The 23,146-nt window shown below is 58.3% G+C and carries 27 protein-coding genes and 4 tRNA genes; 21 read left to right on the top strand and 10 right to left on the bottom strand.

Translation table 11 applies throughout. From position 1 onward, the window contains the following. The first annotated feature begins 339 nt into the window (after window positions 1-339). The gene (locus BUC40_RS15115; RefSeq protein WP_073266994.1) at window positions 340-816 is read left to right on the top strand and encodes a DUF1289 domain-containing protein; all 477 of its coding nucleotides are present in this window, start codon (window positions 340-342) and stop codon (window positions 814-816) included. Between the two features lie 73 nt (window positions 817-889). Here BUC40_RS15115 and ppnP read toward each other — a convergent pair whose 3' ends face one another. Next, a complete protein-coding gene (gene ppnP, locus BUC40_RS15110; RefSeq protein ID WP_073266993.1) occupies window positions 890-1,171 on the bottom strand; it encodes a pyrimidine/purine nucleoside phosphorylase in 282 nt (93 codons plus the stop codon). A gap of 62 nt (window positions 1,172-1,233) precedes the next feature. After that, the gene (locus tag BUC40_RS15105) at window positions 1,234-1,797 is read right to left on the bottom strand and encodes a 3'-5' exonuclease (RefSeq protein ID WP_073266992.1); all 564 of its coding nucleotides are present in this window, start codon (window positions 1,795-1,797) and stop codon (window positions 1,234-1,236) included. A 179-nt stretch (window positions 1,798-1,976) separates the two neighbouring features. Between BUC40_RS15105 and BUC40_RS15100 the strand changes: the two genes are divergently transcribed. From BUC40_RS15100 to BUC40_RS15085, 4 genes are all read left to right on the top strand, one after another. Further along, entirely contained in the window at window positions 1,977-4,190 is a 2,214-nt protein-coding gene (locus tag BUC40_RS15100; protein WP_073266991.1) for a two-component system response regulator, read from the top strand. A gap of 11 nt (window positions 4,191-4,201) precedes the next feature. Continuing rightward, window positions 4,202-6,097 (top strand): sensor histidine kinase, encoded by a 1,896-nt coding sequence (locus BUC40_RS15095; RefSeq protein ID WP_139272188.1) that lies wholly within the window; start codon window positions 4,202-4,204, stop codon window positions 6,095-6,097. An 80-nt stretch (window positions 6,098-6,177) separates the two neighbouring features. Further along, the gene (locus tag BUC40_RS15090; protein ID WP_073266989.1) at window positions 6,178-6,438 is read left to right on the top strand and encodes a YkgJ family cysteine cluster protein; all 261 of its coding nucleotides are present in this window, start codon (window positions 6,178-6,180) and stop codon (window positions 6,436-6,438) included. A 29-nt stretch (window positions 6,439-6,467) separates the two neighbouring features. After that, window positions 6,468-7,067 (top strand): START domain-containing protein, encoded by a 600-nt coding sequence (locus BUC40_RS15085; RefSeq protein WP_073266988.1) that lies wholly within the window; start codon window positions 6,468-6,470, stop codon window positions 7,065-7,067. Window positions 7,068-7,128: 61 nt separating this feature from the next. Here the strand turns inward: BUC40_RS15085 and BUC40_RS15080 are convergent, their stop codons facing one another. Further along, complete coding sequence (locus tag BUC40_RS15080) at window positions 7,129-7,797, bottom strand: Bax inhibitor-1/YccA family protein (RefSeq protein WP_073266987.1); 669 nt, start codon at window positions 7,795-7,797, stop codon at window positions 7,129-7,131. 179 nt (window positions 7,798-7,976) lie between these two features. Here BUC40_RS15080 and BUC40_RS15075 point away from each other — a divergent pair. Beyond that, window positions 7,977-8,067: transfer RNA gene (locus BUC40_RS15075), tRNA-Ser, on the top strand. A 189-nt stretch (window positions 8,068-8,256) separates the two neighbouring features. Here the strand turns inward: BUC40_RS15075 and BUC40_RS15070 are convergent. Further along, window positions 8,257-8,463, bottom strand: coding sequence for a hypothetical protein (locus BUC40_RS15070; RefSeq protein WP_073266986.1), 207 nt, complete (start codon window positions 8,461-8,463; stop codon window positions 8,257-8,259). 278 nt (window positions 8,464-8,741) lie between these two features. On the opposite strand from BUC40_RS15070, the gene gacA reads away from it, so the two are divergent. From gacA to BUC40_RS15045, 5 genes are all read left to right on the top strand, one after another. Further along, window positions 8,742-9,386, top strand: a complete 645-nt coding sequence (gene gacA / locus BUC40_RS15065) for a response regulator transcription factor GacA (RefSeq protein WP_073266985.1) — start codon at window positions 8,742-8,744, stop codon at window positions 9,384-9,386. After that, window positions 9,373-11,211, top strand: coding sequence for an excinuclease ABC subunit UvrC (gene uvrC, locus BUC40_RS15060; protein ID WP_073266984.1), 1,839 nt, complete (start codon window positions 9,373-9,375; stop codon window positions 11,209-11,211). Before gacA ends, uvrC begins: the two co-directional genes overlap by 14 nt. A gap of 33 nt (window positions 11,212-11,244) precedes the next feature. Continuing rightward, the gene (pgsA, locus tag BUC40_RS15055; RefSeq protein ID WP_073266983.1) at window positions 11,245-11,805 is read left to right on the top strand and encodes a CDP-diacylglycerol--glycerol-3-phosphate 3-phosphatidyltransferase; all 561 of its coding nucleotides are present in this window, start codon (window positions 11,245-11,247) and stop codon (window positions 11,803-11,805) included. Between the two features lie 66 nt (window positions 11,806-11,871). Beyond that, a tRNA-Gly gene (locus tag BUC40_RS15050) sits at window positions 11,872-11,947 on the top strand. A 38-nt stretch (window positions 11,948-11,985) separates the two neighbouring features. After that, window positions 11,986-12,059: transfer RNA gene (locus BUC40_RS15045), tRNA-Cys, on the top strand. Between the two features lie 157 nt (window positions 12,060-12,216). On the opposite strand, the gene BUC40_RS15040 is transcribed toward BUC40_RS15045, so the two are convergent. Together BUC40_RS15040 and BUC40_RS15035 are read right to left on the bottom strand one after the other, a co-directional pair. Then, complete coding sequence (locus BUC40_RS15040) at window positions 12,217-12,654, bottom strand: hypothetical protein (protein WP_073266982.1); 438 nt, start codon at window positions 12,652-12,654, stop codon at window positions 12,217-12,219. Window positions 12,655-13,001: 347 nt separating this feature from the next. Beyond that, on the bottom strand, window positions 13,002-13,292 hold the full coding sequence (locus BUC40_RS15035) for an Arc family DNA-binding protein (protein WP_073266981.1): 291 nt from the start codon (window positions 13,290-13,292) through the stop codon (window positions 13,002-13,004). Window positions 13,293-13,546: 254 nt separating this feature from the next. Here BUC40_RS15035 and BUC40_RS15030 point away from each other — a divergent pair, with 254 nt between their 5' ends. The 6 genes from BUC40_RS15030 (at window position 13,547) to BUC40_RS15005 (ending at window position 16,087) form a co-directional block, all read left to right on the top strand. Continuing rightward, window positions 13,547-13,750: a hypothetical protein gene (locus BUC40_RS15030; protein WP_073266980.1), complete on the top strand. Its 204-nt coding sequence runs from the start codon at window positions 13,547-13,549 to the stop codon at window positions 13,748-13,750. Between the two features lie 399 nt (window positions 13,751-14,149). Continuing rightward, the gene (locus tag BUC40_RS15025; protein WP_073266979.1) at window positions 14,150-14,401 is read left to right on the top strand and encodes a DUF1652 domain-containing protein; all 252 of its coding nucleotides are present in this window, start codon (window positions 14,150-14,152) and stop codon (window positions 14,399-14,401) included. A 79-nt stretch (window positions 14,402-14,480) separates the two neighbouring features. Beyond that, window positions 14,481-14,732: a hypothetical protein gene (locus tag BUC40_RS15020; protein ID WP_073266978.1), complete on the top strand. Its 252-nt coding sequence runs from the start codon at window positions 14,481-14,483 to the stop codon at window positions 14,730-14,732. 92 nt (window positions 14,733-14,824) lie between these two features. Continuing rightward, window positions 14,825-15,160, top strand: coding sequence for an ElaB/YgaM/YqjD family protein (locus BUC40_RS15015; RefSeq protein WP_073266977.1), 336 nt, complete (start codon window positions 14,825-14,827; stop codon window positions 15,158-15,160). A 179-nt stretch (window positions 15,161-15,339) separates the two neighbouring features. Further along, a tRNA-Leu gene (locus tag BUC40_RS15010) sits at window positions 15,340-15,426 on the top strand. 58 nt (window positions 15,427-15,484) lie between these two features. Next, window positions 15,485-16,087 carry a GNAT family N-acetyltransferase gene (locus BUC40_RS15005; protein ID WP_244160656.1) on the top strand — a complete coding sequence of 201 codons (603 nt, stop codon included), beginning with the start codon at window positions 15,485-15,487 and terminating at the stop codon, window positions 16,085-16,087. 56 nt (window positions 16,088-16,143) lie between these two features. Here BUC40_RS15005 and BUC40_RS15000 read toward each other — a convergent pair whose 3' ends face one another. Beyond that, a complete protein-coding gene (locus BUC40_RS15000) occupies window positions 16,144-16,932 on the bottom strand; it encodes an outer membrane protein OmpK (protein WP_073266976.1) in 789 nt (262 codons plus the stop codon). A 211-nt stretch (window positions 16,933-17,143) separates the two neighbouring features. Beyond that, window positions 17,144-17,395, bottom strand: a complete 252-nt coding sequence (locus BUC40_RS14995) for a hypothetical protein (protein ID WP_073266975.1) — start codon at window positions 17,393-17,395, stop codon at window positions 17,144-17,146. A gap of 147 nt (window positions 17,396-17,542) precedes the next feature. Between BUC40_RS14995 and galU the strand changes: the two genes are divergently transcribed. Then, window positions 17,543-18,379 carry a UTP--glucose-1-phosphate uridylyltransferase GalU gene (gene galU, locus BUC40_RS14990; RefSeq protein WP_073266974.1) on the top strand — a complete coding sequence of 279 codons (837 nt, stop codon included), beginning with the start codon at window positions 17,543-17,545 and terminating at the stop codon, window positions 18,377-18,379. A gap of 47 nt (window positions 18,380-18,426) precedes the next feature. Here galU and BUC40_RS14985 read toward each other — a convergent pair whose 3' ends face one another. Beyond that, window positions 18,427-18,849, bottom strand: coding sequence for a VOC family protein (locus BUC40_RS14985; RefSeq protein WP_073266973.1), 423 nt, complete (start codon window positions 18,847-18,849; stop codon window positions 18,427-18,429). A gap of 118 nt (window positions 18,850-18,967) precedes the next feature. Between BUC40_RS14985 and gorA the strand changes: the two genes are divergently transcribed. From gorA to BUC40_RS14970, 3 genes are read left to right on the top strand one after another with little or no spacing between them, the layout of a single operon-like run. Continuing rightward, window positions 18,968-20,323 carry a glutathione-disulfide reductase gene (gene gorA / locus BUC40_RS14980; protein ID WP_073266972.1) on the top strand — a complete coding sequence of 452 codons (1,356 nt, stop codon included), beginning with the start codon at window positions 18,968-18,970 and terminating at the stop codon, window positions 20,321-20,323. A 7-nt stretch (window positions 20,324-20,330) separates the two neighbouring features. Then, window positions 20,331-20,954: a trimeric intracellular cation channel family protein gene (locus BUC40_RS14975; RefSeq protein WP_073266971.1), complete on the top strand. Its 624-nt coding sequence runs from the start codon at window positions 20,331-20,333 to the stop codon at window positions 20,952-20,954. A gap of 48 nt (window positions 20,955-21,002) precedes the next feature. Further along, a complete protein-coding gene (locus BUC40_RS14970) occupies window positions 21,003-22,382 on the top strand; it encodes an FAD-binding oxidoreductase (protein ID WP_073266970.1) in 1,380 nt (459 codons plus the stop codon). On the opposite strand, the gene tcyN is transcribed toward BUC40_RS14970, so the two are convergent. Beyond that, window positions 22,383-23,144: an L-cystine ABC transporter ATP-binding protein TcyN gene (gene tcyN / locus BUC40_RS14965; RefSeq protein WP_073267041.1), complete on the bottom strand. Its 762-nt coding sequence runs from the start codon at window positions 23,142-23,144 to the stop codon at window positions 22,383-22,385. Window positions 23,145-23,146: the final 2 nt, after the last annotated feature.

The following is a 23,146-nucleotide window of genomic DNA, read 5'->3' as shown; positions in this document are numbered from 1 at the left end:
CATCAAACACATCCGCAGCTCAGCCTGATGGGCTGTGCGCGATGGTTTCAATGCTTCCATCCGGAAGCTGCTTTCAAAGTTTTACGCCTGCAGGACGTAGTTGATGAGGGGTTGGCATGGCCTGAGGGTGGCCACGCCAACATCGTACTGCAGGATCGACTGTGCTCGTGACGCTTTGAAAACAGCTTCCAACGGACATTGGCGCCTTTCGCAAGGCGCGCTGATTCTAGCGGAAGAATCCAGCAAAGTTAAGTGAAAGACCCATCTACCTCTGGGGTGATCCACATTAGACAAAGGGCTAAGATGCATTCCTTCCTGTCTGATGTATCGATGTAACGCATGCCCAACCAACGTATCAAGACGCCTTGCATAGGCCTTTGCTCCACGGTATTCGGTGATTCCGTGTGCCGCGGCTGCAAGCGCTTTCACCATGAGGTGATCAACTGGAACGGCTACAGCGACGAGGAAAAGCAGTCGGTGTGGCTGCGCCTGGAAATGTTGCTGGTGCAGGTGATGACCGCCAAATTGGAGGTTTTCGACGAGGACTTGCTGCTCAAACAGCTGCAGCAGCGGCAGATACGTTTCGTTCCTCAACAGTCGGCGTATTGCTGGGCCTATCAGCTGCTGGCGCGCGGAGCGCGGGTGATCTCGCAGCTCGAAGCCTACGGAATAGCGCTGCTGCCGGAGTTTCGCGACTGGGAGCTACCAGATCTACGTGACGCCATCGATCGCGAGTTCTTTCTGCTTTCCGAGGCGCATTTCGAGCGCTACATCGCTCCGCGCTTTCTCAAGGAAGGTATGGAGCTGCGCGTTTAGGCGGAAAACCCAGAGCCCCAATATGCAAAAGCCCGGCACTTGGCCGGGCTTTTTGCTGCTGAAGGGCAACCTGTCAGCGGTATTCGCACAGGTAAGCGGTGTCCTGCTCAACCTTGAGCTGAAACTTGCTGTCTGCGGGCACGGTGAAGCGGCTGCCGGCAGTGAAGGTTTCCCAGTGGTCGCTGCCCGGCAGCTTGACGGTCAGGGCGCCTGCGATCACATGCATGACTTCCAGTTGGCCCGTGCCGAACTCATACTCGCCTGCTGCCATCACGCCAATCGTGGCCGGGCCTTCTGCCATGCCGAACGCGATGGATTTGACGGTGCCGTCGAAATACTCGTTGACCTTGAACATGTGCATCCTCGTTAGGGGCAGAAATAAATGGCTGGCAAGTATGCCCAAGGCGTTTGACGGCGTCACGTGTTGCGCGTAGCGCCTCGCTCGACCATTACTAATGGCAGCAGACGCGCAGTGTTGCGTGCATCGTTTAGGGCGCGGTGCTGTTGGCCGTTGAAACCCATGCCGGCCAATTGCAGTGCCGCGTTAAGGCCAACCGGCCGCGGCAGTTGCCGTTCTTCGGCGAAGCGCCGCTTGAGGTTGAGGTGCGGCAGTGACTGAAGATGGCTGCTTAGACCGTGCCGCTGCCAATCCTGTCGCAGCTGCTGGCAGTCGTAATCGCCCCAGCTGCCCCAGCCGTGCAGGCGTGGGTGATGGGGCGCCAGCCAACGTTCGAACTGCGGCCAGACGACCGGCAGTGTGGCGGCAGAGTCGACATCTGCCTGGCTGATGTGGGTCAGCTGGCGGCAGAAACGGGTGAGGTTGGGGCGCCGTATCGGTTTCACGAAGCGTTGGAAATGGTCGATCTCATGACCGCCTGCGTTGACCAAGCTGGCACCTATCTCGATGATTTCCATATGCTCAACCGGCCAGCCACCTTCCTCAGTGGTGGCTTCCAGGTCGATGACCAGCCAGTAGCCCATAGCCGCTCCTTGTTCCAATGCCGTCACCCGCTCATCGTTAATGAGCTCAGACCGACAAGTGGTGTGAATCGTGCCATATACGAAATGCCATCATTGAGGTTGTGTCTTTGTCGCGCTGGCTATACTTGCGCACGGAAGGCCGTGGTTCTCTTCTCCAGTGAGATAGGTGAGTGTGCTTCATGGATGACTGCGTGGTGTTTTCAGATGACGAGCCGGCGGGTGGTGTAACAGAGCCGGCGTGGCGCATCCTTACCGTTGACGATGACCCAGACTTCCAGCGTGCGACCGCGTTTGCCATCAGTGCGATGGATATTCTGGGACGGCGTGTCGAGATTCAGCAGGCATTCAGCAATCGCGAAGCTGCCATGTTGCTCGCCGAGCAGCAGGATTTCGCCCTGGTGCTGCTCGATGTGGTCATGGAAACCGAAGATGCCGGCCTGCGCTTGGTCAAAACCCTGCGTGAAGTGATCGGCAATGCCGAGATCCGCATCGTGCTGCTTACCGGCGAGCCGGGCATGGCGCCCGTGCAGAACGTCATGCGTGATTACGACATCAACGACTACTGGTCAAAAAGTGAGCTGAGTGCCGAGCGTTTGCGTACGGTGCTCACCGCCGGGCTGCGCAGCTATTCGCAGCTCAAGGCCACGGCTCGTGCGCGTCGCGGTCTGCAGATGATCGTCGAATCCAGCAATGCGCTGTTTTGCTCGAAAAATACCCGCGAGTTGTCGGCCAAGATTCTTTCTGAAATTGCCTCCTTATTGGACCTGCAAGCCGAAGGCATCGTGTGCGTCAAGGCGCAGGACACAACGGCCGGAGAGTTGCCCGATGCCCATGTGATCAGCGCCAGTGGGCGCTTTTATAGTTCCATCGATGGCGACCTGAGTAGTCTGGGCGACGATGCCGTCGCCAGCGCCTTGCGCTGCTGCCTGCAAAAGCAGGCCACGCTGCGTTTCGACGACTGCACCGTGCTGTTCTTTCCGCGCTTCCAGGCCGGTGCGGATTACGCCTGCTACGTGGCGACGGAACGCACGCTGGACGATACCGAGCTGGAGCTGCTCGAAGTGTTCAGCGCCAGCATCAGCCGCGGCCTGTATAACGTCGCGCTGTTCAGCCGCCTGGAGGAGATGGCCTATCAAGACGACTTGCTGAAGATCCCCAATCGCAACGCGCTGATCCGCATGCTCGACATGACCTTGAGCAGCCCGAACAAGGCTGAGCGGGTACTGGTGTTGCTCGATATCGATAACTTCTCTGGCGCCAACACCGCGTTCGGTACCGGTTACGGAGATTTCATCCTTGGCCTGGTAGCCAACCGTTTGCGGGAAACGTTCGATGGCAACGTGCTGATCGCCCGGGTGCGTGACGATCTGTTTGCCGTGCTCGGCCCCGAGGAACAGGTACGTGCCGAAGACATCGTCGCGTTGTTCCGCCGCCCTAATCGCCCTTACGAGTTGGGCCAGGTGCACAGCCTGAGCAGCGTCACCCTTTACTTGCGCGACTTCGACGATACGGCCAGCGTCGCCCTGCAGGATGCAAGGCTGACGCTCAAACAGGCCAAGCAGCTCGGCCACGATCAGCATGTGGTGCATGACCGCCAACTGCAGAGCGCGCATGCCGAGTCGTTTCGCTTGTTGCTGGCGCTGCGTGACGCAGTGGCCAGCGACCTGATCAGCATCGAACTGCAACCCCAGGTCGATATGCGCAGCGGCGCGGTCACCGGCGTCGAGGCCCTGGCTCGCTGGTACCAGGCGGACGGCAAAGCCATACCGCCGCTGCAATTCATCCCGCTGGCCGAGGCCACCGGCTACATCCTGCCGCTGGGCGATCTGCTCATGCGCTTGTCCTTGCAGGCTGCCCGCCGCTTGGGCGAAGCTGGATACCGCGATATCCGGGTGGCCATCAACGTCTCGGCAACCCAGCTATTGCAGCGTGACTTCATCGAACGATTCACGCTGCATCTGGAAGCAGCCGGCGTGAGCGCCAGTCAGGTCGAGCTAGAAATCACCGAGTCGGTGGCCATGCGCTCGTTCGAGCAGGTGTGCGAGCAGCTGCTGGCACTGCGCGCCATGGGCGTGAAGGTCGCCATTGACGATTTCGGCACTGGGTTTTCGTCGCTCAGCTACTTGCGCCAATTGCCAGCCGATCGGTTGAAGATCGACCGCAGTTTTGTCGAGGAACTGCGCGCCAAAGACGATGGGCAGGGCATTGTCGAGGCCATCATCCAGATCGCGCGGCGCGTGGGTATGTCAGTGATTGCCGAGGGCGTGGAGGATCAGGAGCAGGTCGAGTGGCTGACGCAGCATGACTGCCTGGAGGCGCAAGGTTATCTGTTTGCCAGGCCCATGCCGCTTGAGCGGCTGCTGAGCTGGTTGGGCGAGCGTTCACCTCAGTGATCGGCAGCGGCATGGTCAGTTGGCGCAAGGCGCTTAAGCGTCCGCTGCCGCGTAATCTGGTGGTGCTGTTTCTTCCTTGGTCACTGCTGATCATCGTGCTCAGCTTTCTGCTTTATGACCGCATGCTCAGCGACCGCTTGGAACCCTTGCTCGAAGCGCAAACGGACAGTCTGAACGAGGGAGTTGCAGTGCTGGAGCGGCATTTGTCCAGCTTGCGTGGTGATCTGCAGTTTCTCAGCCAGCAGCCCTTGCTGACCCGCGCAGTCAGAGAGTCCTCCGATGATAGTTATGCCGCATTGAGCGAGCTGTTCGTGGAGTTCTCCAATAGCCGCGGGACTTACCAGCACATCCGCTGGCTCGATGAAACCGGCATGGAACGCATACGCATCGACAGCGATTCAGGAGCGGCAAGGCAGGTCGAAACGTCTGAGCTGCAGAATGATTCGGCGTCCTACTATTTCGTCGAGACCATGCACCTGTTCAGAGGCGATTCCTACCTGTCACGCTTTGACCTGGAGCGCCATTACCGGCCTGACGGATCGATCGAGACGCTGGTGCCGATCCTTCGGGCAGCGGTGCCTATTTTCAGCGAGCGCGGCGAGCGACGCGGCATTCTGATCCTCGATTACCGGGCCGAGCGCCTGTTGGAGCGGCTGCGGGAAACCTCGGTGGCTTACGGCGGCTCCTTGCAGTTATTGGATCACGAGGGTTACTGGATGCTCGGCGAGCGCCCAGAGCATGCCTGGGGTTTTTTGCTCGGCAAACCCGAGTTGACGCTGGCTAACCATCAACCCGCCAGCTGGCGGCAACTGCAAAATGAGCAGCGTGGCTCGTTCATCGATCCGGCCGGTTTCTGGGCCTATAACCACTTTCGGCCAAGCGATGCGGCATCGGTAACTACCAATGCGGCCGATCACTGGTTACTGCTGTCGCACTTGCCTGCCCAGAACCTCAGCGAATTGCGCTGGGAAGTGTTGTGGCGCGTTTTGTTGTTTTTTGGCTTATTGCAGGGCGTAGGACTTTTGATCGCGGTGCGGCGTGCTGTCGATGAAGCAGAGCGCCTGCGTGCCGAGCACGGGTTGCATGTCAGTAGCAGGGCGTTGGCGTCGAGTAACGAGCAGTTGCAACGTACGGTCGAACAACTTCAGCGCACTCGTCGCGCACTCTTGCAGGCGGAAAAGCTGTCGTCGCTGGGCACCATGGTCGCTGGTGTTGCCCATGAGCTGAATACCCCGATTGGGGCCGCAAGCGTGGCCGCTTCGACGCTGGAGAGAGCCAGTCAGGAGTTTCAGGTCTCGATGCGTGAGGGCCTCAAGCGCGCAACGCTCGAGCGTTTCGTGCAGCGCACTGATGATGGTTTGAACATCATCCTGATCAGCCTCGAACGGATGTCCCAGTTGACCCGCGCCTTTAAGCAACTGGCAACTGATCGCGCCAGCACCGAGCGAAGGCGCTTCAACTTGCGTGAGTTGGTCGATGAAGTGGTGCTGTTGTTACAGCCGAAAATACGCCAGGGAGCGCACCGTGTTGACGTGCAAATCGCCGCGGATCTGCAGCTCGACAGCTACCCGGGCCCGCTAGGGCAAATCTTGCAGAATCTCGTCGATAACGCGCTGATTCATGCCTTCGACCCTGGGGTGAAAGGTGTGGTTACCATTCGCGGGCAGATCGACGAGGCACAAAGGCAGTGCGTTGTCGAAGTTGCCGATGATGGTCGTGGCATGAGCGAAGAGCTGATGGGCAAGATATTCGATCCCTTCTTTACCACCCGCCGAGGGCTGGGTGGCACCGGTCTTGGGCTGCACATCACCCATCAATTGGCGGTGGATATTCTCGGTGCCGAGCTGGCCGTCGAAAGCGTTGAAGGGCAGGGCTCGCGCTTCAGCATCCGCCTCGACCTGAACTGACTGCCGGGGCTGCCGTCTTTTCACAGCGCAGGCTAGAATCGCCGCCGTTTGTCGCGTGCTCTTCGTTCGAGGTTCGTTCCATGCAATGCCGCTCCGGCTGTGGCGCCTGCTGTATTTCTCCCTCAATCACCTCACCCATACCTGGCATGCCTAATGGCAAGCTCGCCGGTGAGCGCTGTATAAACCTGAGCGAAGAGAACCTCTGCACGATATTCGGGCGCGCGGATCGTCCTGACGTGTGTTCAGCATTTTCGGCCGATTTCGATGTCTGCGGTAATAGCCGTGAAGAGGCCATCCACCTGTTGAACTGGCTGGAAGGCGCTACGGCAAAAGCTATCTGACGCCATACAAGCACGTCCCGGAGAATGAAATGTCGTTTACCCGTTTGTTGCTAGCAAGTACTGCCCTTTGTATCGCGTCTGCCGCCCACGCTGAAGACTGGCGCCTGGCAAAGGACGAGGAGGGCATCAAGGTTTACCTCAGTGAAGTCGCGGGTTCTCCCTACAAGGCCTACCGCGGCGTCACCCTGATCAAGACCGATGTCTCCAAACTCAGGGCGCTGCAAGAAGATGTAGTGGCCGCCTGCGCCTGGATTCACGAGTGCAAGGAGCAGCGACTGCTCAAGCACGAAGGTGACAAGAGCTGGACCTACACACGCTTCAACACGCCGTGGCCGGTAACGCCACGCGACTCGATCATCGAGGTGACGACCGAGCAGGGCGCTGACGGCAGCATTACCCGCAAGCTGCATGGTGTGCCGAACTATCAGCCCGAAGAAAAAGGTTATGTGCGTGTCGCCAACGTGGAAGGCAGCTGGACGATGACCCCCAAGCCCGATGGCATGGTCGAAGTCATTTACGAGGCTCATACCGACCCGGGCGGCAGCGTTCCTTCGTGGTTGTCCAACAAGTTTGTAGTCGAAGCACCCTTCAATACTCTCAAGGGAATGCGTGAAAAAGCTGAGCATTAATCGCGATATGCGACCAATAAAAAACCCGCCAATTGGCGGGTTTTTTATTAAAGCGTGACGATCAGTCGTCGCCGCTCATGATGCCGAAGATCTGCAACAGGCTGACGAACAGGTTGTAGATCGATACATACAGGCTAATGGTCGCCATGATGTAGTTACGCTCGCCACCGTGAATGATCGCGCTGGTCTGGAACAGGATGCAGGCCGAGGAGAACAGCACGAAACCAGCGCTGATTGCCAGTTGCAGGCCGCTGATCTGGAAGAAGAAGCTGGCCAGCATCGCGCCAATCAGTACGAAGAAGCCGGCGGTGATGAAGCCGCTCAGGAAGCTCATGTCCTTGCGAGTGGTCAGCACGTAAGCCGACAGACCGCAGAACACCAGAGCCGTCATCATGAACGCCGAACTGACAACCTCGGCACCGTTGGCCATGCCCAGGTAGCGGTTGAGGATTGGGCCCAGGGTGTACCCCATGAAACCTGTGAGGGCGAAGGTCGACAGAATGCCCCAGCCGGAGTCACGCAGCTTGGCAGTCAGGAAGAACAGGCCGTAGAAGCCAATCAACACGATGAAAATGTTCGGGTATGGGACATTGGCGCGTTGCGCCATGAATGCCACGATGCCACTGAATGCCAGGGTGAGAGCCAGCAAACCGTATGTGTTGCGCAGGACGCTGCTGACCGCGGTTTGTTCAACCCGTGAAGGGCTATGTGCGTAATCTTGTTCGCGCATGGCGACACTCCTAGTAAATGCTGATGGTCCGTGACCAAGGTCGAGAAGCATCTTAACAGAGCCTTGGGTGCTGCCAAGTCAGAGTGTTTGACAGTGTGTTGCGTTCCGGTAAGATGCCGCCCGCAACCTGAAAGGTTGCAAAGGGATGTTTCGGCAAGATGAAGCATCCGCGTCGACCTGGAGGGTTGGCAGAGCGGTTGAATGCAACGGTCTTGAAAACCGTCGAACGTTAATAGCGTTCCCAGGGTTCGAATCCCTGGCCCTCCACCACATACGAAAAAGCCTGGCGTTCGCCAGGCTTTTTTTTGCCTATATAAATGTGCGGCTGTGCTGATTGGACCGCGCTAAGACTTAGGTAAGGCTACGGTGAGTCAGTACTGTTTCAGTGCGGCCCTCACGCAAATGAAGCCGCACTGCAGGTGATCTCTGGTGCTGCCGACAGTCACGCTGCCGTGCGAATCAATATCCGAGCGTGCCTTTGAGGTCGGCATACACCGCGGTCATCAGGATCTTGTTTTGCATTTGCGCAGCAGTGAGGCGACGCGTTGCCACCAGGTTGCATTGCAGATCGAGGCAATCGACCTGCAAGCCCTCGGCAGAGGTTTCCGTAACGATGTGATAGCGTCCAGCGGTAACTGTCTTGAGCTGCTTGATGAGCATGTCCATCGGAAATCCCTCTGTATGGTTCGCGATCTGTAAATTCAGAGCTGCGCCTCAAGCGGTGCGTTCCGCATAAATTATTTTTAGGAAGCTTGCTGATTTAGTCAGCCATAACTTCGCGTAACGCGCCCAATAAGATGGCGCCATCTTCACGCCTGTCGCAATCGTGTTGTTGGCGCCGGTAAGTTGCCGTTCATCGCTAACTCACCTGTCAGGTTTTTTGATATGGTGCGGTTCTCTCAGGTAGTCGCCGTGCGGCGCTGGCGCAGGTACGAGGTGTTCGTTTGATTAAGGTATTGGTTGTTGATGATCACGACCTCGTTCGTACGGGTATTTCGCGCATGTTGGCCGACATCGACGGTTTGCAGGTCATTGGCCAGGCGTGCTCTGGTGAAGAAGCGCTGAAAAAGGTTCGCGAGCTCAAGCCCGACGTCGTGCTGATGGATGTGAAGATGCCCGGCATCGGTGGGCTTGAAGCCACCCGCAAGTTGATGCGCAGCCACCCTGACCTCAAGGTCGTTGCTGTTACCGTGTGTGAGGAAGACCCGTTCCCCACGCGCTTGCTGCAGGCCGGTGCCGCCGGTTATCTGACCAAAGGGGCAGGGCTTGATGAAATGGTTCAAGCCATTCGCATGGTCTTTGCCGGTCAGCGCTTCATCAGCCCGCAGATAGCCCAGCAATTGGCGCTGAAATCTTTTCAGCCGCAGAGCAGCAACTCGCCATTCGATCTGCTTTCCGAGCGTGAAATCCAGATCGCGCTGATGATCGCTGGTTGCCAGAAGGTACAGAGCATCTCCGACAAGCTATGCCTGTCGCCCAAGACAGTGAATACCTACCGTTATCGAATTTTTGAAAAGCTCTCGATCACCAGTGATGTGGAATTGGCATTGTTAGCTGTGCGCCATGGCATGGTCGATGCCACCAGCTGACGTGGCGCCCGTGTTCGATGCCAGTTCATTTCTCGCTACCTGCAGTGGTCGCCCCGGCGTGTACCGTATGTTCGACGCTAGCGGCAATCTGCTCTACGTCGGCAAAGCGAAGAATCTTAAGAACCGTCTCGCCAGCTATTTTCGCAAGACCGGTCTGGCCACCAAGACGTCAGCACTGGTCAGCAAGATCGCTCAAGTTGAAACCACCATTACCGGTAACGAAACGGAGGCGTTGCTGCTCGAGCAGACCCTGATCAAGCAGTGGCGCCCGCCGTACAACATTCTGCTGCGCGACGACAAATCCTACCCGTACGTGTTTTTGTCCGATGGCGACTTCCCGCGCCTGGATATCCATCGTGGCGCCAAGAATCGCAAAGGCCGCTATTTCGGCCCTTATCCCAGCGCCGGTGCGATCCGTGAAAGTTTGGCCCTGCTGCAGAAGACCTTTCTGGTTCGCCAGTGTGAGGACAGCTACTACCGCAACCGCACGCGACCTTGTCTGCAGTATCAGATCAAGCGCTGCAAGGCGCCTTGTGTCGGTTTGGTCGAGCCCGCTGAGTACGCCGAAGACGTACGTCATTCGGTGATGTTCCTGGAAGGGCGTAGCAACGCCTTGAACGCCGAGCTTTCCGCAAATATGCAGCAGGCTTCCGCTGAGCTGGATTTCGAGAGAGCCGCCGAACTACGCGACCAGATGGCATTGCTGCGCCGCGTGCAGGATCAGCAGAGCATGGAAGGCGGAACCGGGGACGTCGACATCATCGCTGCGATGGTCAACCCAGGCGGCGCATGCGTGCATTTGATCAGCGTGCGTGGCGGGCGAGTGCTGGGTAGCAAAAATTTCTTTCCCCAGGTGGCGATCGAGGAGGAGGCCAAGGACGTTCTCGTTGCCTTCCTCAGTCAGTATTACTTGGGCAGCCACGAGCGCGATTTGCCTACCGAGCTGATCGTCAACGCTCCGCACGAGGATTACCCGGTGCTGATCGCGGCGATTCAAGAGCTGCGCGGCCGTGAGATTGCTATCAGTCATCGCGTCCGCGCCACTCGTGCTCGTTGGCAGGCGCTGGCGGTCACCAATGCCGAGCAGGCGCTGGGTGCCCGCTTGGCCAATCGCGAACATATGGCAGGGCGCTTCGATGCCCTGGCCGAGGCGTTGGGCATGGACGAGGTGCCTCAGCGCTTAGAATGCTTCGATATCAGCCACTCAAGCGGTGAGGCTACAGTCGCCTCCTGTGTGGTTTTCGGCCCCGAGGGCCCGATCAAATCGGATTACCGGCGCTATAACATCGAGGGTGTGACTGGCGGCGATGACTATGCCGCCATGCACCAGGCGTTGACTCGGCGCTTCAGCAAGATCAAGCAGAACGAGGGTAAGCTGCCGGATATTCTGCTGGTCGATGGTGGCAAGGGGCAACTGGCGATGGCGCGCGAGGTGCTCACCGAGCTTGAAGTGCCTGAGTTGATTCTGCTGGGCGTGGCCAAAGGCACGACTCGCAAGCCCGGCCTGGAAACGCTGTACCTGAATGACGCTGCCCATGAGTTCACCTTGCCGGGCAATTCTCCGGCCCTGCATCTGATTCAGCAGATTCGCGATGAATCACACCGGTTCGCAATCACCGGGCACCGTGCGCGTCGCGGCAAAGCTCGGCGCACTTCGAGCCTCGAAGAGGTTGCCGGTGTCGGGCCTAAGCGGCGGCGTGAGCTGCTCAACCACTTCGGCGGGCTGCAGGAATTGTCTCGCGCGAGTACCGAAGAAATCGCTAAAGCTCCCGGTATCAGTAAAAAGCTCGCTGGTTTGATTTATGCCGCACTGCACAGCGAGTAGAATGCTGCCTCACCTAACCGTCCAGTTGAGCCGATGAATATCCCCAACCTCCTAACGGTGCTCCGCGTTCTGCTGATCCCGATCTTCATCCTTTTGTTTTATATGCCATTTTCCTGGAGCTATTGGGCTGCCAGTGCGGTATTCGCTTTCGCTGCCGTCACCGACTGGCTCGATGGCTACCTGGCTCGTCGTTGGGAGCAGAGCACGCCGTTTGGCGCTTTTCTTGACCCGGTAGCCGACAAACTGATGGTTGCCACGGCGTTGGTGCTGCTGGTTGCTGAGCATGCAAACCTGTGGTTGACACTGCCGGCGGCCATCATCATTGGTCGCGAGATCGTCGTTTCGGCCTTGCGCGAGTGGATGGCCGAGATTGGTGCCCGGGCGCATGTAGCCGTATCCAATCTTGGTAAGTGGAAGACTGCGGCGCAGATGGTGGCGCTGGTGATTCTTCTCGGTAATCCGCCGATGTTCGGTTTCTGGGTGCTGACGGGCTATGCGCTGCTGCTCGTCGCGGCAGCACTTACGCTTTGGTCAATGGCGCATTATCTGCTCGCTGCATGGCCGCATCTGAGCGTGACCGCCGAAAAGAAATAACTTTTTTGAATCAAAGGCTTGACTGGGCGTTTTGAAGATATAGAATGGCGCCCGTCGATAAGACAAGCGGGAATAGCTCAGTTGGTAGAGCACGACCTTGCCAAGGTCGGGGTCGCGAGTTCGAGTCTCGTTTCCCGCTCCAGTTTCAACGGGCCGTCACGTACGGCCCGTTCAGTTTAAGGCTGAGTAGCAGAGTGGTTATGCACCGGATTGCAAATCCGTGAACGCCGGTTCGATTCCGACCTCAGCCTCCAAACGCAAAGCCCCGTAGCCGTTGGTTACGGGGCTTTTTTGTGCGTAGAGAAAAGCGGTTGTTAGGGGGAGCGTTCTAAAGCTTTGGCGCCCTATTTGATGAATGAAGTGTCAGGCAGCCGCAAGATTGCATGCGGGCGGCGAGGATCGCGCCTAGCCTTACACCGCTTTAGATTTTGGGTAGTTCACTTGGTATCGAGTCAGCTCGTCCTTGCCGGGCTGGCGGTACGAAGTGCCTGGGCCGTCGATGGCGATATAGAACGTGTCTGACGAGGGATGCTTTGCAGCCACCTTGGAAACCGTATCAAGCGGGGTCCAGGGCAATACGACGGAGCCTTTCTTGAAGGAGGTGCAGCCGTTGATCGAGGCAAGGTAGAGCTTCTTTTCCGGCGCTCCTGGTGTGGCAACCGTTACTTCGCGCTCTTCAAGCAGCTTCTTGGCAACCGCTGCGCCAAGCAATCTGGCAATGGGGGCGGTGAGGTTGTCTATGTTGCCGGGCACTGCCACCAGAACATCGTCACTTCTGTTCATGGCCAGCCGTAGGACACGGGCGAACTCGTCCGCATAAATGCCATGCTTGAGCGTGTGATACATCATGATCCGCGTCCATACGTTGATGTTTGAAAAGTCAGGCTAGATCAGCATTTCATCAGCTGCAAATAGGCAGGCCCGAGTTTCCATTTGGGCGATGCCTAGCCTCTAGCGGGGTTAATCCCGCTACACCGTCAAGGTAATTACATGTGGCAGCCAAGGCGTATCGAGTGCCTTTTTTGCGGCATGACAGTGCTAGTGCATATTTGTTCCGCGCTTTCGATGATTTATGCCTGAATTTGCAACCTGTGTCTATTTTGTTTTTTGGTTGCACTCAGCGCACTCACTCAAGAAACTCGAGGCAAATAAAAGCCCCGCCATGTGCGGGGCTTGTTTGTCTAGATATAGCTAGCTTAGCGCGTACCGGTTTTGAGCCCGTCGATGTAGTCGATGTTGCTTTCGGCGGCTTTTTTGCCGGTCTTGGCGGCAGCCTGTGCTTCGGTTTTCAGTTTCGCCTCCAGCGCGTCGATCAGCAGTGTCTGTCTCGCCTGACCTTCCAGGTGGGCTTCGATAGCGCGGATGATCTCGGTGTTCATGCTGGTGTAGTTGTCATTGGCAAGATCTTCGATGCGTTTGCGCATGCCATCAGGCAAGCGAACGACGAACTTATCTGCGGTGCGGGCGTTGAAAACTGGTTTGCTCACGATTGGTTCCTCCATATCGGGTAATACTAGCTATTTGATGGTAGCTGTGGCGATAGTTCATTCGGCCAGACGATTGGTAGCGTACTAATTAGGTGCCATTGATCGACTCTGCTGGCTTGAGCGCGTGCGGCAGCAAAAAAAGTCATTATATCCTTTGTAATGTGGCATAGTGACATCGCTTGTCAACTCAAGTCCGGCATGGATGTCCGGCAGCGTGATGAATGCATCACTATCTGAATGAGAAGGAGCTCGTAATGACCGTGCATATCCCATTGTTAAAAATCGCGACTGATACCGGGCTCAGCGAGAGCCTCGTTTCAACCTGGGTCACTCATTCCCGGCCTTATCCGGATGGCAGTGGCTATCGCGTATTCTTCAAGGCCGAGACACCAGGCGATGTTCGGCAGCAGCTGCCACGTATTACCCCTACCAACATGCTGATCGTCTTGTCGATTTGATCGGTAGGCATGCTGTTTTTGGTTGGATGGTGCGTCGTTTCCTCTAGAGCTTATCTATGAGTCAGTTCGATGTTGCCTATACCAAGATGATTTCATATTCGGCGGCTTTTCATACTCATCGCGAGCATCGTTGCGCTAGCTTTGCGCAGGCGCAGGCACTGCCGTGCCGCGCTTCGCAAACATGAGGCCGCAGTCTTGAGCAGATCCACCGCGGGTCTTATCTAACATCTTGGGCCATGGCCTTTACGTTAACGACTCACAGGATGAGTCCGTTACAAGCGGCTGACGGCGACAGCCAAGTATCCAGCCGATAGACGGGACAAAATGACTCACTCCTGATTTTTTGCGCGAACTAGACTCCAGTGGTCATCAACGTAACGTGAGGAAGGAGTATTCAGGATGATGTCCGTTCTCGAGCAGCGTCATATTGTCGAGTGTGCGTTTTTGCCGTTGGCGTGCAGTTGCTCCATTGATGGCAGTGAGTCGGTGACGATTCAGATCAGGGATCCGGTTACGGCTCAGGTGTACCTGAATGTCACGGGAATCTCGCGATCAGAGCTGTCGACATCACGGCAGATCTCGCAACTGGTGATGCAGCTGCGCCAAGATCTGCGCACGTTGAATTGCGGCAGCGTTAAACGCCAAGCCTGAGCAGGTTGGTCAGATACAGTGAACTGCCTGGCCGAACTTGCGGCCTCAATTAGCAAGATTGATTGAGGAGGGCGATGAGATGGATGGCGGAAAATTCGATGGCTTGGATCTTGAACGTTTCAATGCATTGCTGGCTGAAGAGCTCGGGTTGACTGAAGACGAGCTACTGACCTGGATGCAGGAGGAGCGCGAGCGTGTTGGCGAGAGCGGCCAGTTGATCGGGCATGAGGTGACCTTCAAGTCAGATATGCCCTTTGATCTGCGCGCGCGGGTGCGCGGCATGGCCGGCGAATATGTGGCCCACACGGGTGTCATTCCGCTTGATGCATGAGTCTAGAAAGCAGATAGGCGGTAAAAAGCCTGAACTCTGGCGGCTGGCGGTATCTCCAAATATCGTCAATCACTGTTATGGAGCACTCGCTAATGGCACGTAAAACTTCGCTTGAGAGCGGCCTGGATCAGTTTCAACAGGAAAGCGCCAAGGAATTGAAGAAGCTTCTCGATCAAGCCAGCAAGGCGTTGGGTGATGCGGAGTCCTTTTCCGGCGACAAGGCTCATGAAGCTCGCGAGAAGGTTATTGCGCTGCTGAATGAGGCCAAAGGTTCGATCACTGAAAAAAGCCGTGAGGCTGTCGAATTGGGTCGCGAGACCATCGGTAATGCTCAGGATCGCATCGAAAGCAATCCTTGGACCTCGGTGGCGGTGGCTTCCGGCTTTGGTCTGCTGATCGGTCTGTTGGTTGGCCGCAGCAGCAAGTAAGGGATCAGGTCAGGCCGCGCTTCACAGCGCGGCCTGCCGCATTAATGCGGTTGTAGCTACTTATCGGTAGCTCAGCGTACAGCCTCGTAGATCACTGATTTGCGAGGTTTTTTATTGCGCGCTTTAAACTTGCGGCGTTGCCTGGGGGTGTATATAGTCCTGCCCTCGCAGATTTCGCCGCCCCGATGGTGAAATTGGTAAACACAGCAGACTTAAAATCTGCCGGCCGCAAGGCCTTGCCGGTTCGATTCCGGCTCGGGGCACCATCTCCGCGTTGGCCTCTGCGAAGCCTGCGCTCCTTGTTTTTCTAATCATTAGTTTTCCATGATCGTGCCAGCCTGGCGCTTCGGGTTATACATGCACAGTGAAGCCAGCCTATTCCCCGAATTCACCCTTGCAGACTGCATTTTGCGGTGCATTCGTCCTGATGATATCGAGCGTGTGTATGCCGGGCTGTCTCACCCCCAGGTGATTGCTCACTACGGTGTTTCCTACGATAGCCTTTGCGCTACCCGCGAGCAGATGCAGTGGTACGAGAGCTTGCTCAGGGATAGAAGAGGAATATGGTGGGCCGTTGCCAGCCGCGATGGCGACCTGTTAATGGGCGCCTGCGGCTTCAATGACTGGAGCCACCAACATCACAGCGTCGACGTAGGCTATTGGTTGCTTCCTGATTACTGGCGGCGTGGTTTGCTAAGCCAGGCGCTGCCTGCGATTTTACGATATGCCTTCCGGCACATGAGCGTGCATCGCGTACATGCAGATATAGAACCGGAAAATATCGCCAGTTGCAGGCTGATCGAAGCGCAGGGTTTCACCCTCGAAGGCACGCTGCGCGACGTTGAGTGCAAGGATGGGCGCTATCTGAGCCTTCATCAATACAGCCTGCTCGCCACTGATGCGGCAGCACACGTGCTGCTCGACTGAGCGGCATGGATGACAAAAGCCCGCCGAGCTCGACGAGCTTCTGGTTCTTAGCCGTTTTAGAAGTGTGCCTTGACCAGTAGGCTGATAGCGCTCTGGTTGGTGCCGCCTAAAATGTCTTTGCTCAGCGAGCTGTCGTTGTCGATACCGTACTTGTGCTTCCAGTAGTCGTATTCCACGCCAACGTAGAATTTCTGACCCCAGCCCATGGCTTTGGCCAGGTCGTACTTGATCTGGGGGTTGATGTGCAGGTTGGCGTGATAGCTGTCGTCGTTGTCCACCACCCAGTCGATGAAACCATCGATCACCACATCGGACTTGCCGGCCGGGATCGTGTAGCTCCATGCCGGAGTGATCTGCCAGACGTTGCGACCGTCGCGTTTGCCATCCGGTCGGCGCAGGTAGGTGTTCAGCTGGAAGTAGTCAAAACCGGGAATTGCCAGATCCACTGCCGGCCCGAGCAGGTACGCGTCGACATCGTCTTCACCGAATTCATAGGTGGCTGCCAACAACACATCCTTGATCGGGCCGAACGATAGATCGGCTCCGCTGATCTTGCCGAACGACAAGCGGGGGCTGAGCTCGCCGTAGAACGTATGGCCATCACCGGCGCCATTGTTGGCTTCGGTGTTGTATTTGATGCCGTCGACGAACAGGAACAGATCCCCGAAGCTCCAGCCGCTTGAGTGCTCGAAAGTCAGCGTTTGCTGGCGTGGCGGGTCGATCTTGAAGTCGATACCGTTGAGGTAGGTCAGGCTGTTGTCCTGCCACAGCAGCAGGTCGGCCATGGCTTCGACAGGAGCCAGCAGGCTGCCCGCCAGGAGCAGGGAGGTAGCGGAGTGTTTCATGAGCGGTGTTCCAGAAAATACTGAGTAGGCTGTGCGCGGGACGGGCTGCAAGCGAGCGCTCTGCAACGGCCGTTCGCGGCTGCGCGCGGCGCGGGAGTCTACAGTATTTATGGGCACCCAATAGGCGGATTTGCGTGGCTAGTAATAGCTGAACGCCGCTTCCCCAGGACGAGAAAACGGCGCCGGTAGCGGAGGCTGCTACAGCAGCTGATCAGGCATCGAGCTGTTTGGCTGTTTCGACGCCAGATGCACTGAGCTTGATCGGATAGTGGATGGACAATTCACCGGCGTTTTCCGATAGGGCGCCATCGTGAATAAGCCCGTTTTGCTGCAGATGCTTGAGCATATCGGCGACAGCGTGCTCGCCTCGGAAGTTGTCCAGCACCTCTTTGCCGAGCCCGGCAGGGTGAGCGTGCAGCAGACGAGTGAGAACTTCTTTCTTCAGGTCATTGTCGATGGACATGCGAACCTCGCGTTGCGGTGGGTTTCACAGGTTGTGACTGCCCTGCTGCATAAACGTTTGAGGTGTTTACGTTGCTCCCGTTGTAAGCCGTGTGCGTCCTGCTAGACTGCTGCGGCGTCGATAACCCTCTCTCATTCAGGGACTTCCATGATCAAGAAATGCTTGTTTCCTGCCGCTGGCTACGGCACCCGTTTTCTCCCGGCAACCAAGGCCATGCCCAAGGAAATGCTGCCAATCGTGAACAAGCCGTTGATCCAGTACGGTGTGGAGGAAGCGCTGTCGGCCGGGCTTACCGAAATCGCCATGGTGACCGGTCGCGGCAAGCGTTCGCTGGAAGACCACTTCGACATCAGTTACGAGCTGGAAGAGCAGATCCGCAATACCGACAAGGAAAAGTACCTGGTCGGCATTCGCCGCCTGATCGACAACTGCACCTTCTCCTATACCCGCCAGGTGGAAATGAAGGGCCTGGGCCATGCCATCCTCAGCGGCCGCCCGCTGATCGGTGACGAGCCGTTCGCCGTGGTGCTGGCCGACGACCTGTGCCTGAACCTCGAAGGCGACAGCGTGCTGACCCAGATGGTCAAGCTGTACAACCAGTTCCGCTGCTCGATCGTGGCGGTGCAGGAAGTGCCGATGGACGAGATCCACAAGTACGGCGTGATCGCCGGCGAGATGATCCGCGACGACATCTTCCGGGTAAACAGCATGGTCGAGAAGCCCAAGTCCGAAGATGCACCGTCGAACCTGGCGATCATCGGTCGCTACATCCTGACCCCGGATATCTTCGAGCTGATCGAAAACACCGAGCCAGGCAAGGGTGGCGAGATCCAGATTACCGACGCGCTGATGAAGCAGGCCCAGGACGGCTGCGTGCTGGCTTACAAGTTCAAGGGCCAGCGCTTCGACTGCGGTGGCGCCGAGGGCTATATCGAGGCGACTAACTTCTGCTTCGAGCACCTGTACAAGACTGGCAAGGGCTAACGCCATTCGCTAGCGCAAGAAAACCGCCTTCTGGCGGTTTTCTTGTTTCAGCCCTCATTGATCGGTTTGGCGCCCGGACCCAGTGGCTGGCCATAGCTGAATTCGATCTGATGACCAGCCGGGTCACGTATGCCACAGTAATAGCCCACCGGATACGGTTCGTCGCGCTGTGCCCAGAGCAGGCACCCGGCTGCCTGGGCTTTGGCGACCATTGCATCGACTTCTTCGCGGCTCTGCAGGGCGAAGCCGAAGTGGCTGTAATCGTTGGCCGCTAACTGCCGCGCTTCGCCGCCAGGCATGATCACGAAGATGAACTCGCTCTCACGGCCGGGCTCGGCCATCCACACGATCTGCGAGCCCTTGCCAAGGCGACGGTGGATGACCCGCATGCCGCAGAAGTCTTCGTAGAAGTCGATGCAGGCCTGCAGGTCCGGTACGTGCAGGGCAAGGTGGGTAAGAATCGGGCGCATGGTCGTGCTCCTTTGTTAAGCCTCTAGACCCATCCGGCCGCCGACAAGTTTGCGCCATGTGCCAGGCGGGCAGGGCGTTGCGTTTGCGGTATGCTCTGCATCTGTTCAGGAGGCTGTTATGACCTACGATTTCGATCTGTTTGTAATCGGTGCTGGCTCCGGCGGCGTGCGTGCGGCGCGCTTCTCGGCGGGCTACGGCGCCCGGGTTGCCGTGGCGGAAAGCCGGTATCTGGGCGGCACCTGCGTCAATGTCGGCTGCGTGCCGAAAAAGCTGTTGGTCTATGGCGCGCAGTTTGCCGACGAGTTCGAGCATGCCGAAGGCTTTGGCTGGACGCCCGGCCAGGCCAGTTTCAGCTGGCCGACGCTGATCGCCAACAAGAACCGCGAAATCGAACGCCTCAATGGCATCTACCGCAAGCTGCTGGTGGGCAGCGGTGTGACCCTGCTCGAGGGCCATGCGCGCCTGCTCGACGAGCACCGGGTGGAGGTCGACGGCAAGACCTACAGCGCCGAGCGCATTCTGATCGCCACTGGCGGCTGGCCCCATATTCCAGAGATCCCGGGTCATGAGCACGCGATCAACTCCAACCAGGCGTTCTTCCTCGAAGAGCTGCCAGAGCGCGTGCTGGTGGTGGGCGGCGGTTATATCGCCGTGGAGTTCGCGTCGATTTTCAACGGCCTCGGCGCGCAGACCTCGCTGCTATACCGCGGCGACCTGTTCCTGCGCGGCTTCGACAATTCCCTGCGCACCCACCTGCATGAAGAACTGGGCAAGCGTGGCCTGGACGTGCAGTTCAATACCGATATCGCGCGTATCGACAAGCAGGCCGACGGCAGCCTCGAGGCCACCCTCAAGGATGGCCGCACGCTGCAGGCCGACTGCATCTTCTACGCCACCGGTCGCCGGCCGATGCTCGACAATCTGGGGCTAGAGAACACCTCCGTCAGCCTGGACGACAAGGGCTATATCAAGGTCGATGACGAGTACCAGACCACGGCGCCGTCGATCCTGGCCATCGGTGACGTGATCGGCCGCGTGCAGCTCACCCCCGTGGCGCTGGCCGAAGGCATGGCGGTGGCGCGTCGTCTGTTCAAGCCGGACGAGTACCGCAAGGTCGACTATCGGATGATCCCGACGGCGGTGTTCAGCCTGCCCAATATCGGCACCGTCGGGCTCAGCGAAGAGCAGGCGCGCGAGGCCGGGCACGAGGTGAAAATCTTCGAGAGCCGCTTCCGGCCGATGAAGCTGACGCTGACCGAAAGCGAAGAGCGTACGCTGATGAAACTGGTGGTCGATGCCAAGACGGATCGCGTGCTGGGCTGCCACATGGTCGGCCCCGATGCCGGCGAAATCGTTCAGGGCCTGGCTATTGCGTTGAAGGCCGGCGCGACCAAGCAGGTGTTCGACGAAACCATCGGCGTTCACCCAAGCTCGGCCGAAGAGTTCGTCACGCTGCGTACGCCGGTGAACTGACTTGTCGATGAGCCAGCTGTTCTATTTTTCGGACTTGTTCGGCGTGGCGGTATTCGCCATCACCGGCGCGCTGATGGCCGGGCGCAAGTCCATGGATCTGTTCGGCGTGCTGGTGATTGCCATCATCACTGCGCTTGGCGGCGGCACCCTGCGTGACGTGATTCTGGATAATCACCCGGTCAGCTGGATCCGTAACGACACCTACATCCTGGTCGCCACCGTGGCAGCGCTGGGCACGGTGATCTGGGTGCGCATGACCCGGCCGATTCACGAGAAAGGCCTGCTGATCGCCGATGCCTTCGGGTTGGCGGTGTTCACCGTGATCGGTACCGAAGTGGCGCTGCAGTACGCCATGCCGTCCAGCACGGCGGTGATCATGGGCATCATGACTGGCGTCGCTGGCGGCGTTATGCGTGACGTGATCTGCAACGAAATCCCGCTGATCTTCAAGAAGGAAATCTACGCCACCGCCTGCCTGGCCGGCGCGTTGACCTTCGTGCTGCTACGCATGCTGGACACCCCGCACTGGCTGGATACCGGGGTTGCCATGCTGGTTGTGCTGGTGATTCGCCTGGCGGCAATTCGCTGGCGTTTCTCGCTGCCTCGTTTTCACCTGCTCGACCGCGACTAGGGCCGTCTGGCCCTGGCGCCAACTCATCTGTATTGCCAAGGAAGGTAAATGCGACGTTTGCTCGTGTGTCTGTGTGTACTCAGTCTGGGCGTTAGTGCCAGTGAGGTGGTCAATGACGTGACCGGCCTCAATCCCATTGTTGTCGAGCGCATCGTCGTGCCGCACAGCGAGCAGGATATCGTCGATGCGCTGCGCAGCCACGTGGGGCCCGTCAGCATTGGCGGCGGGCGCTACAGCATGGGCGGGCAGACCGCTGCGGACGGCGCGCTGCAGCTGGATATGCGCAGCCTGGATAAAGTTCTCGAGTTCTCCCCGGAACGCCGTGAGATCCGAGTGCAGAGCGGCATCACCTGGCGCGCGATACTCGAATATATCGACCCGTATGACCTTTCCCCGCAGATCATGCAGTCCTACGCCAATTTCACGGTGGGCGGCTCGTTATCGGTTAACGTGCATGGCCGCTATGTGGGCGAGGGGCCCATCGTGGGCTCGGTAAAGGCCATCCGCGTGGTGCTCGCCGATGGCCGTGTGATTGACGCCACTCCAAACCACAATGCCGCGCTGTTCAATGGCGTGATCGGTGGCTACGGTGGGCTGGGGGTCATAGTCGAGGCCACCCTGGGTCTGGTCGAAAACACCCGAATTGCCCGCGAAAGTCAGGTGATGGCGCTGCAAGACTATCGGCCGTGGTTCTATCGCGAGATAGCCTCGCAGCCCGATCTGGTGATGCACAACGGCATTCTCTATCCCGATGACTTTTCCACGGTGCGCGCGGTTTCCTACCGGCGAACAGAAGCTGCACTGACCGAAACGGAGCGACTGAGCCCGGCACGGCAGGGCAGCCATCTGCAGCGAGCGGGGATTCGCCTGAGCGAATCCTCTTCAGGCATCAAACTGCGCGAGGCGGCGCTCGATCCACTGCTGTTCCGTAGCCCCAAGGTGCAATGGCGCAACCACGAGGCCAGCCTCGACGTGAGCGAGCTTGAGCCGATATCCGGGCCGGATTTCAGTTATGTACTGCAGGAGTACTTTGTGCCGCCAGCGCAGCTGGAACGGTTCGTTGGCGAACTGGCGCGCCTGACTCATCAGCATCAGGCCAAGCTGATCAACGTCTCCATTCGCCATGCCAAGGCCGATCCGCATACATTGCTGAGTTGGGCGCCCGGGGAAGTTTTCGCGTTGGTGCTCTATTACCGGCAAGGCACGACTGACAGCGAGCGGCAGAAAGCCGCGGCCTGGACGCGTGAGCTGATTGCCGCTGCCTTGCGCTGTGGCGGTCGGCATTACCTGCCATATCAGATTCACGCCAGCCGCGAGCAGTTTCTGCAGGGTTACCCGCGGGCAGCGGAGTACTTCGCGCTCAAACGTCAGCTGGATCCCAGCAACCGGTTTCGCAACCGGCTGTGGGATGCCTATTACCAACCCTGATCAGTGGCGCGCGGATGCGTCGCCAAGGAACTTGCTGAGAAATTGCTGGGTGCGTGCCTGCTTGGGTGCGCTGAACAGCTCGCGGGCGTCGCCCTGCTCGACAATGACGCCGCCGTCGATGAAGATCGCCCGGTTGGCCACGTCACGGGCGAAACTCATCTCGTGGGTAACGATGACCAGCGTGCGGTTTTCCTCGGCCAGGGCGCGGATGGTTGCCAGCACCTCGCCCACCAGTTCCGGGTCCAGTGCCGAGGTCGGTTCGTCGAAGAGGATCACGTCCGGTTCCATCGCCAGGGCGCGGGCAATCGCTACGCGTTGCTGCTGGCCACCGGACAAACGCTTGGGGAAAGCATCTTCCTTGCCCGCCAGGCCAACCTTGGCCAACAGCTGTCGGCCTCGCTCGGCTGCCGCTTCGCGTGGTTGCTTCTTCACTACCACCGGGCCTTCGATGACGTTTTCCAAGGCGCTACGGTGGGGGAACAGGTTGAAGTTCTGGAATACGAAACCGACCTGCTGGCGAAGCTTGCGAATCAGCCCCTGTTGCTGGCCCATCGGCTTGCCGGCATCGATCTCGATCTCGCCAACGCGGATGCTGCCGCCGTCAGGGGTTTCCAGGAGGTTCAGGCAGCGCAGCAGCGTAGTCTTGCCCGAGCCGCTGGGGCCGATGATGGCGACGACTTCGCCGGCGGCGATATCCAGGTCGATACCCTTGAGAACGGTCTGGCCCTTGAAGGATTTGCTCAGGTTGCGAACGGTGATCATGC

The sequence above is a fragment of the Phytopseudomonas punonensis genome, assembly GCF_900142655.1.
Classification (GTDB): domain Bacteria; phylum Pseudomonadota; class Gammaproteobacteria; order Pseudomonadales; family Pseudomonadaceae; genus Aquipseudomonas; species Aquipseudomonas punonensis.
Note: the sequence above shows the minus strand (reverse complement) of the source record. Positions and strands in the feature narration are given on the sequence as shown.

Bases quoted from the DNA above. Each gene is read 5' to 3' on its own strand.
- BUC40_RS15115 (WP_073266994.1), top strand. From the start codon at position 340: ATGCCCAACCAACGTATCAAGACGCCTTGCATAGGCCTTTGCTCCACG.
- ppnP (WP_073266993.1), bottom strand. From the start codon at position 1,171: ATGTTCAAGGTCAACGAGTATTTCGACGGCACCGTCAAATCCATCGCG.
- BUC40_RS15105 (WP_073266992.1), bottom strand. From the start codon at position 1,797: ATGGGCTACTGGCTGGTCATCGACCTGGAAGCCACCACTGAGGAAGGT.
- BUC40_RS15100 (WP_073266991.1), top strand. From the start codon at position 1,977: ATGGATGACTGCGTGGTGTTTTCAGATGACGAGCCGGCGGGTGGTGTA.
- BUC40_RS15095 (WP_139272188.1), top strand. From the start codon at position 4,202: ATGGTCAGTTGGCGCAAGGCGCTTAAGCGTCCGCTGCCGCGTAATCTG.
- BUC40_RS15090 (WP_073266989.1), top strand. From the start codon at position 6,178: ATGCAATGCCGCTCCGGCTGTGGCGCCTGCTGTATTTCTCCCTCAATC.
- BUC40_RS15085 (WP_073266988.1), top strand. From the start codon at position 6,468: ATGTCGTTTACCCGTTTGTTGCTAGCAAGTACTGCCCTTTGTATCGCG.
- BUC40_RS15080 (WP_073266987.1), bottom strand. From the start codon at position 7,797: ATGCGCGAACAAGATTACGCACATAGCCCTTCACGGGTTGAACAAACC.
- BUC40_RS15070 (WP_073266986.1), bottom strand. From the start codon at position 8,463: ATGGACATGCTCATCAAGCAGCTCAAGACAGTTACCGCTGGACGCTAT.
- uvrC (WP_073266984.1), top strand. From the start codon at position 9,373: ATGCCACCAGCTGACGTGGCGCCCGTGTTCGATGCCAGTTCATTTCTC.
- pgsA (WP_073266983.1), top strand. From the start codon at position 11,245: ATGAATATCCCCAACCTCCTAACGGTGCTCCGCGTTCTGCTGATCCCG.
- BUC40_RS15040 (WP_073266982.1), bottom strand. From the start codon at position 12,654: ATGATGTATCACACGCTCAAGCATGGCATTTATGCGGACGAGTTCGCC.
- BUC40_RS15030 (WP_073266980.1), top strand. From the start codon at position 13,547: ATGACCGTGCATATCCCATTGTTAAAAATCGCGACTGATACCGGGCTC.
- BUC40_RS15025 (WP_073266979.1), top strand. From the start codon at position 14,150: ATGATGTCCGTTCTCGAGCAGCGTCATATTGTCGAGTGTGCGTTTTTG.
- BUC40_RS15020 (WP_073266978.1), top strand. From the start codon at position 14,481: ATGGATGGCGGAAAATTCGATGGCTTGGATCTTGAACGTTTCAATGCA.
- BUC40_RS15015 (WP_073266977.1), top strand. From the start codon at position 14,825: ATGGCACGTAAAACTTCGCTTGAGAGCGGCCTGGATCAGTTTCAACAG.
- BUC40_RS15005 (WP_244160656.1), top strand. From the start codon at position 15,485: ATGATCGTGCCAGCCTGGCGCTTCGGGTTATACATGCACAGTGAAGCC.
- BUC40_RS15000 (WP_073266976.1), bottom strand. From the start codon at position 16,932: ATGAAACACTCCGCTACCTCCCTGCTCCTGGCGGGCAGCCTGCTGGCT.
- BUC40_RS14995 (WP_073266975.1), bottom strand. From the start codon at position 17,395: ATGTCCATCGACAATGACCTGAAGAAAGAAGTTCTCACTCGTCTGCTG.
- galU (WP_073266974.1), top strand. From the start codon at position 17,543: ATGATCAAGAAATGCTTGTTTCCTGCCGCTGGCTACGGCACCCGTTTT.
- BUC40_RS14985 (WP_073266973.1), bottom strand. From the start codon at position 18,849: ATGCGCCCGATTCTTACCCACCTTGCCCTGCACGTACCGGACCTGCAG.
- gorA (WP_073266972.1), top strand. From the start codon at position 18,968: ATGACCTACGATTTCGATCTGTTTGTAATCGGTGCTGGCTCCGGCGGC.
- BUC40_RS14975 (WP_073266971.1), top strand. From the start codon at position 20,331: ATGAGCCAGCTGTTCTATTTTTCGGACTTGTTCGGCGTGGCGGTATTC.
- BUC40_RS14970 (WP_073266970.1), top strand. From the start codon at position 21,003: ATGCGACGTTTGCTCGTGTGTCTGTGTGTACTCAGTCTGGGCGTTAGT.
- tcyN (WP_073267041.1), bottom strand. From the start codon at position 23,144: ATGATCACCGTTCGCAACCTGAGCAAATCCTTCAAGGGCCAGACCGTT.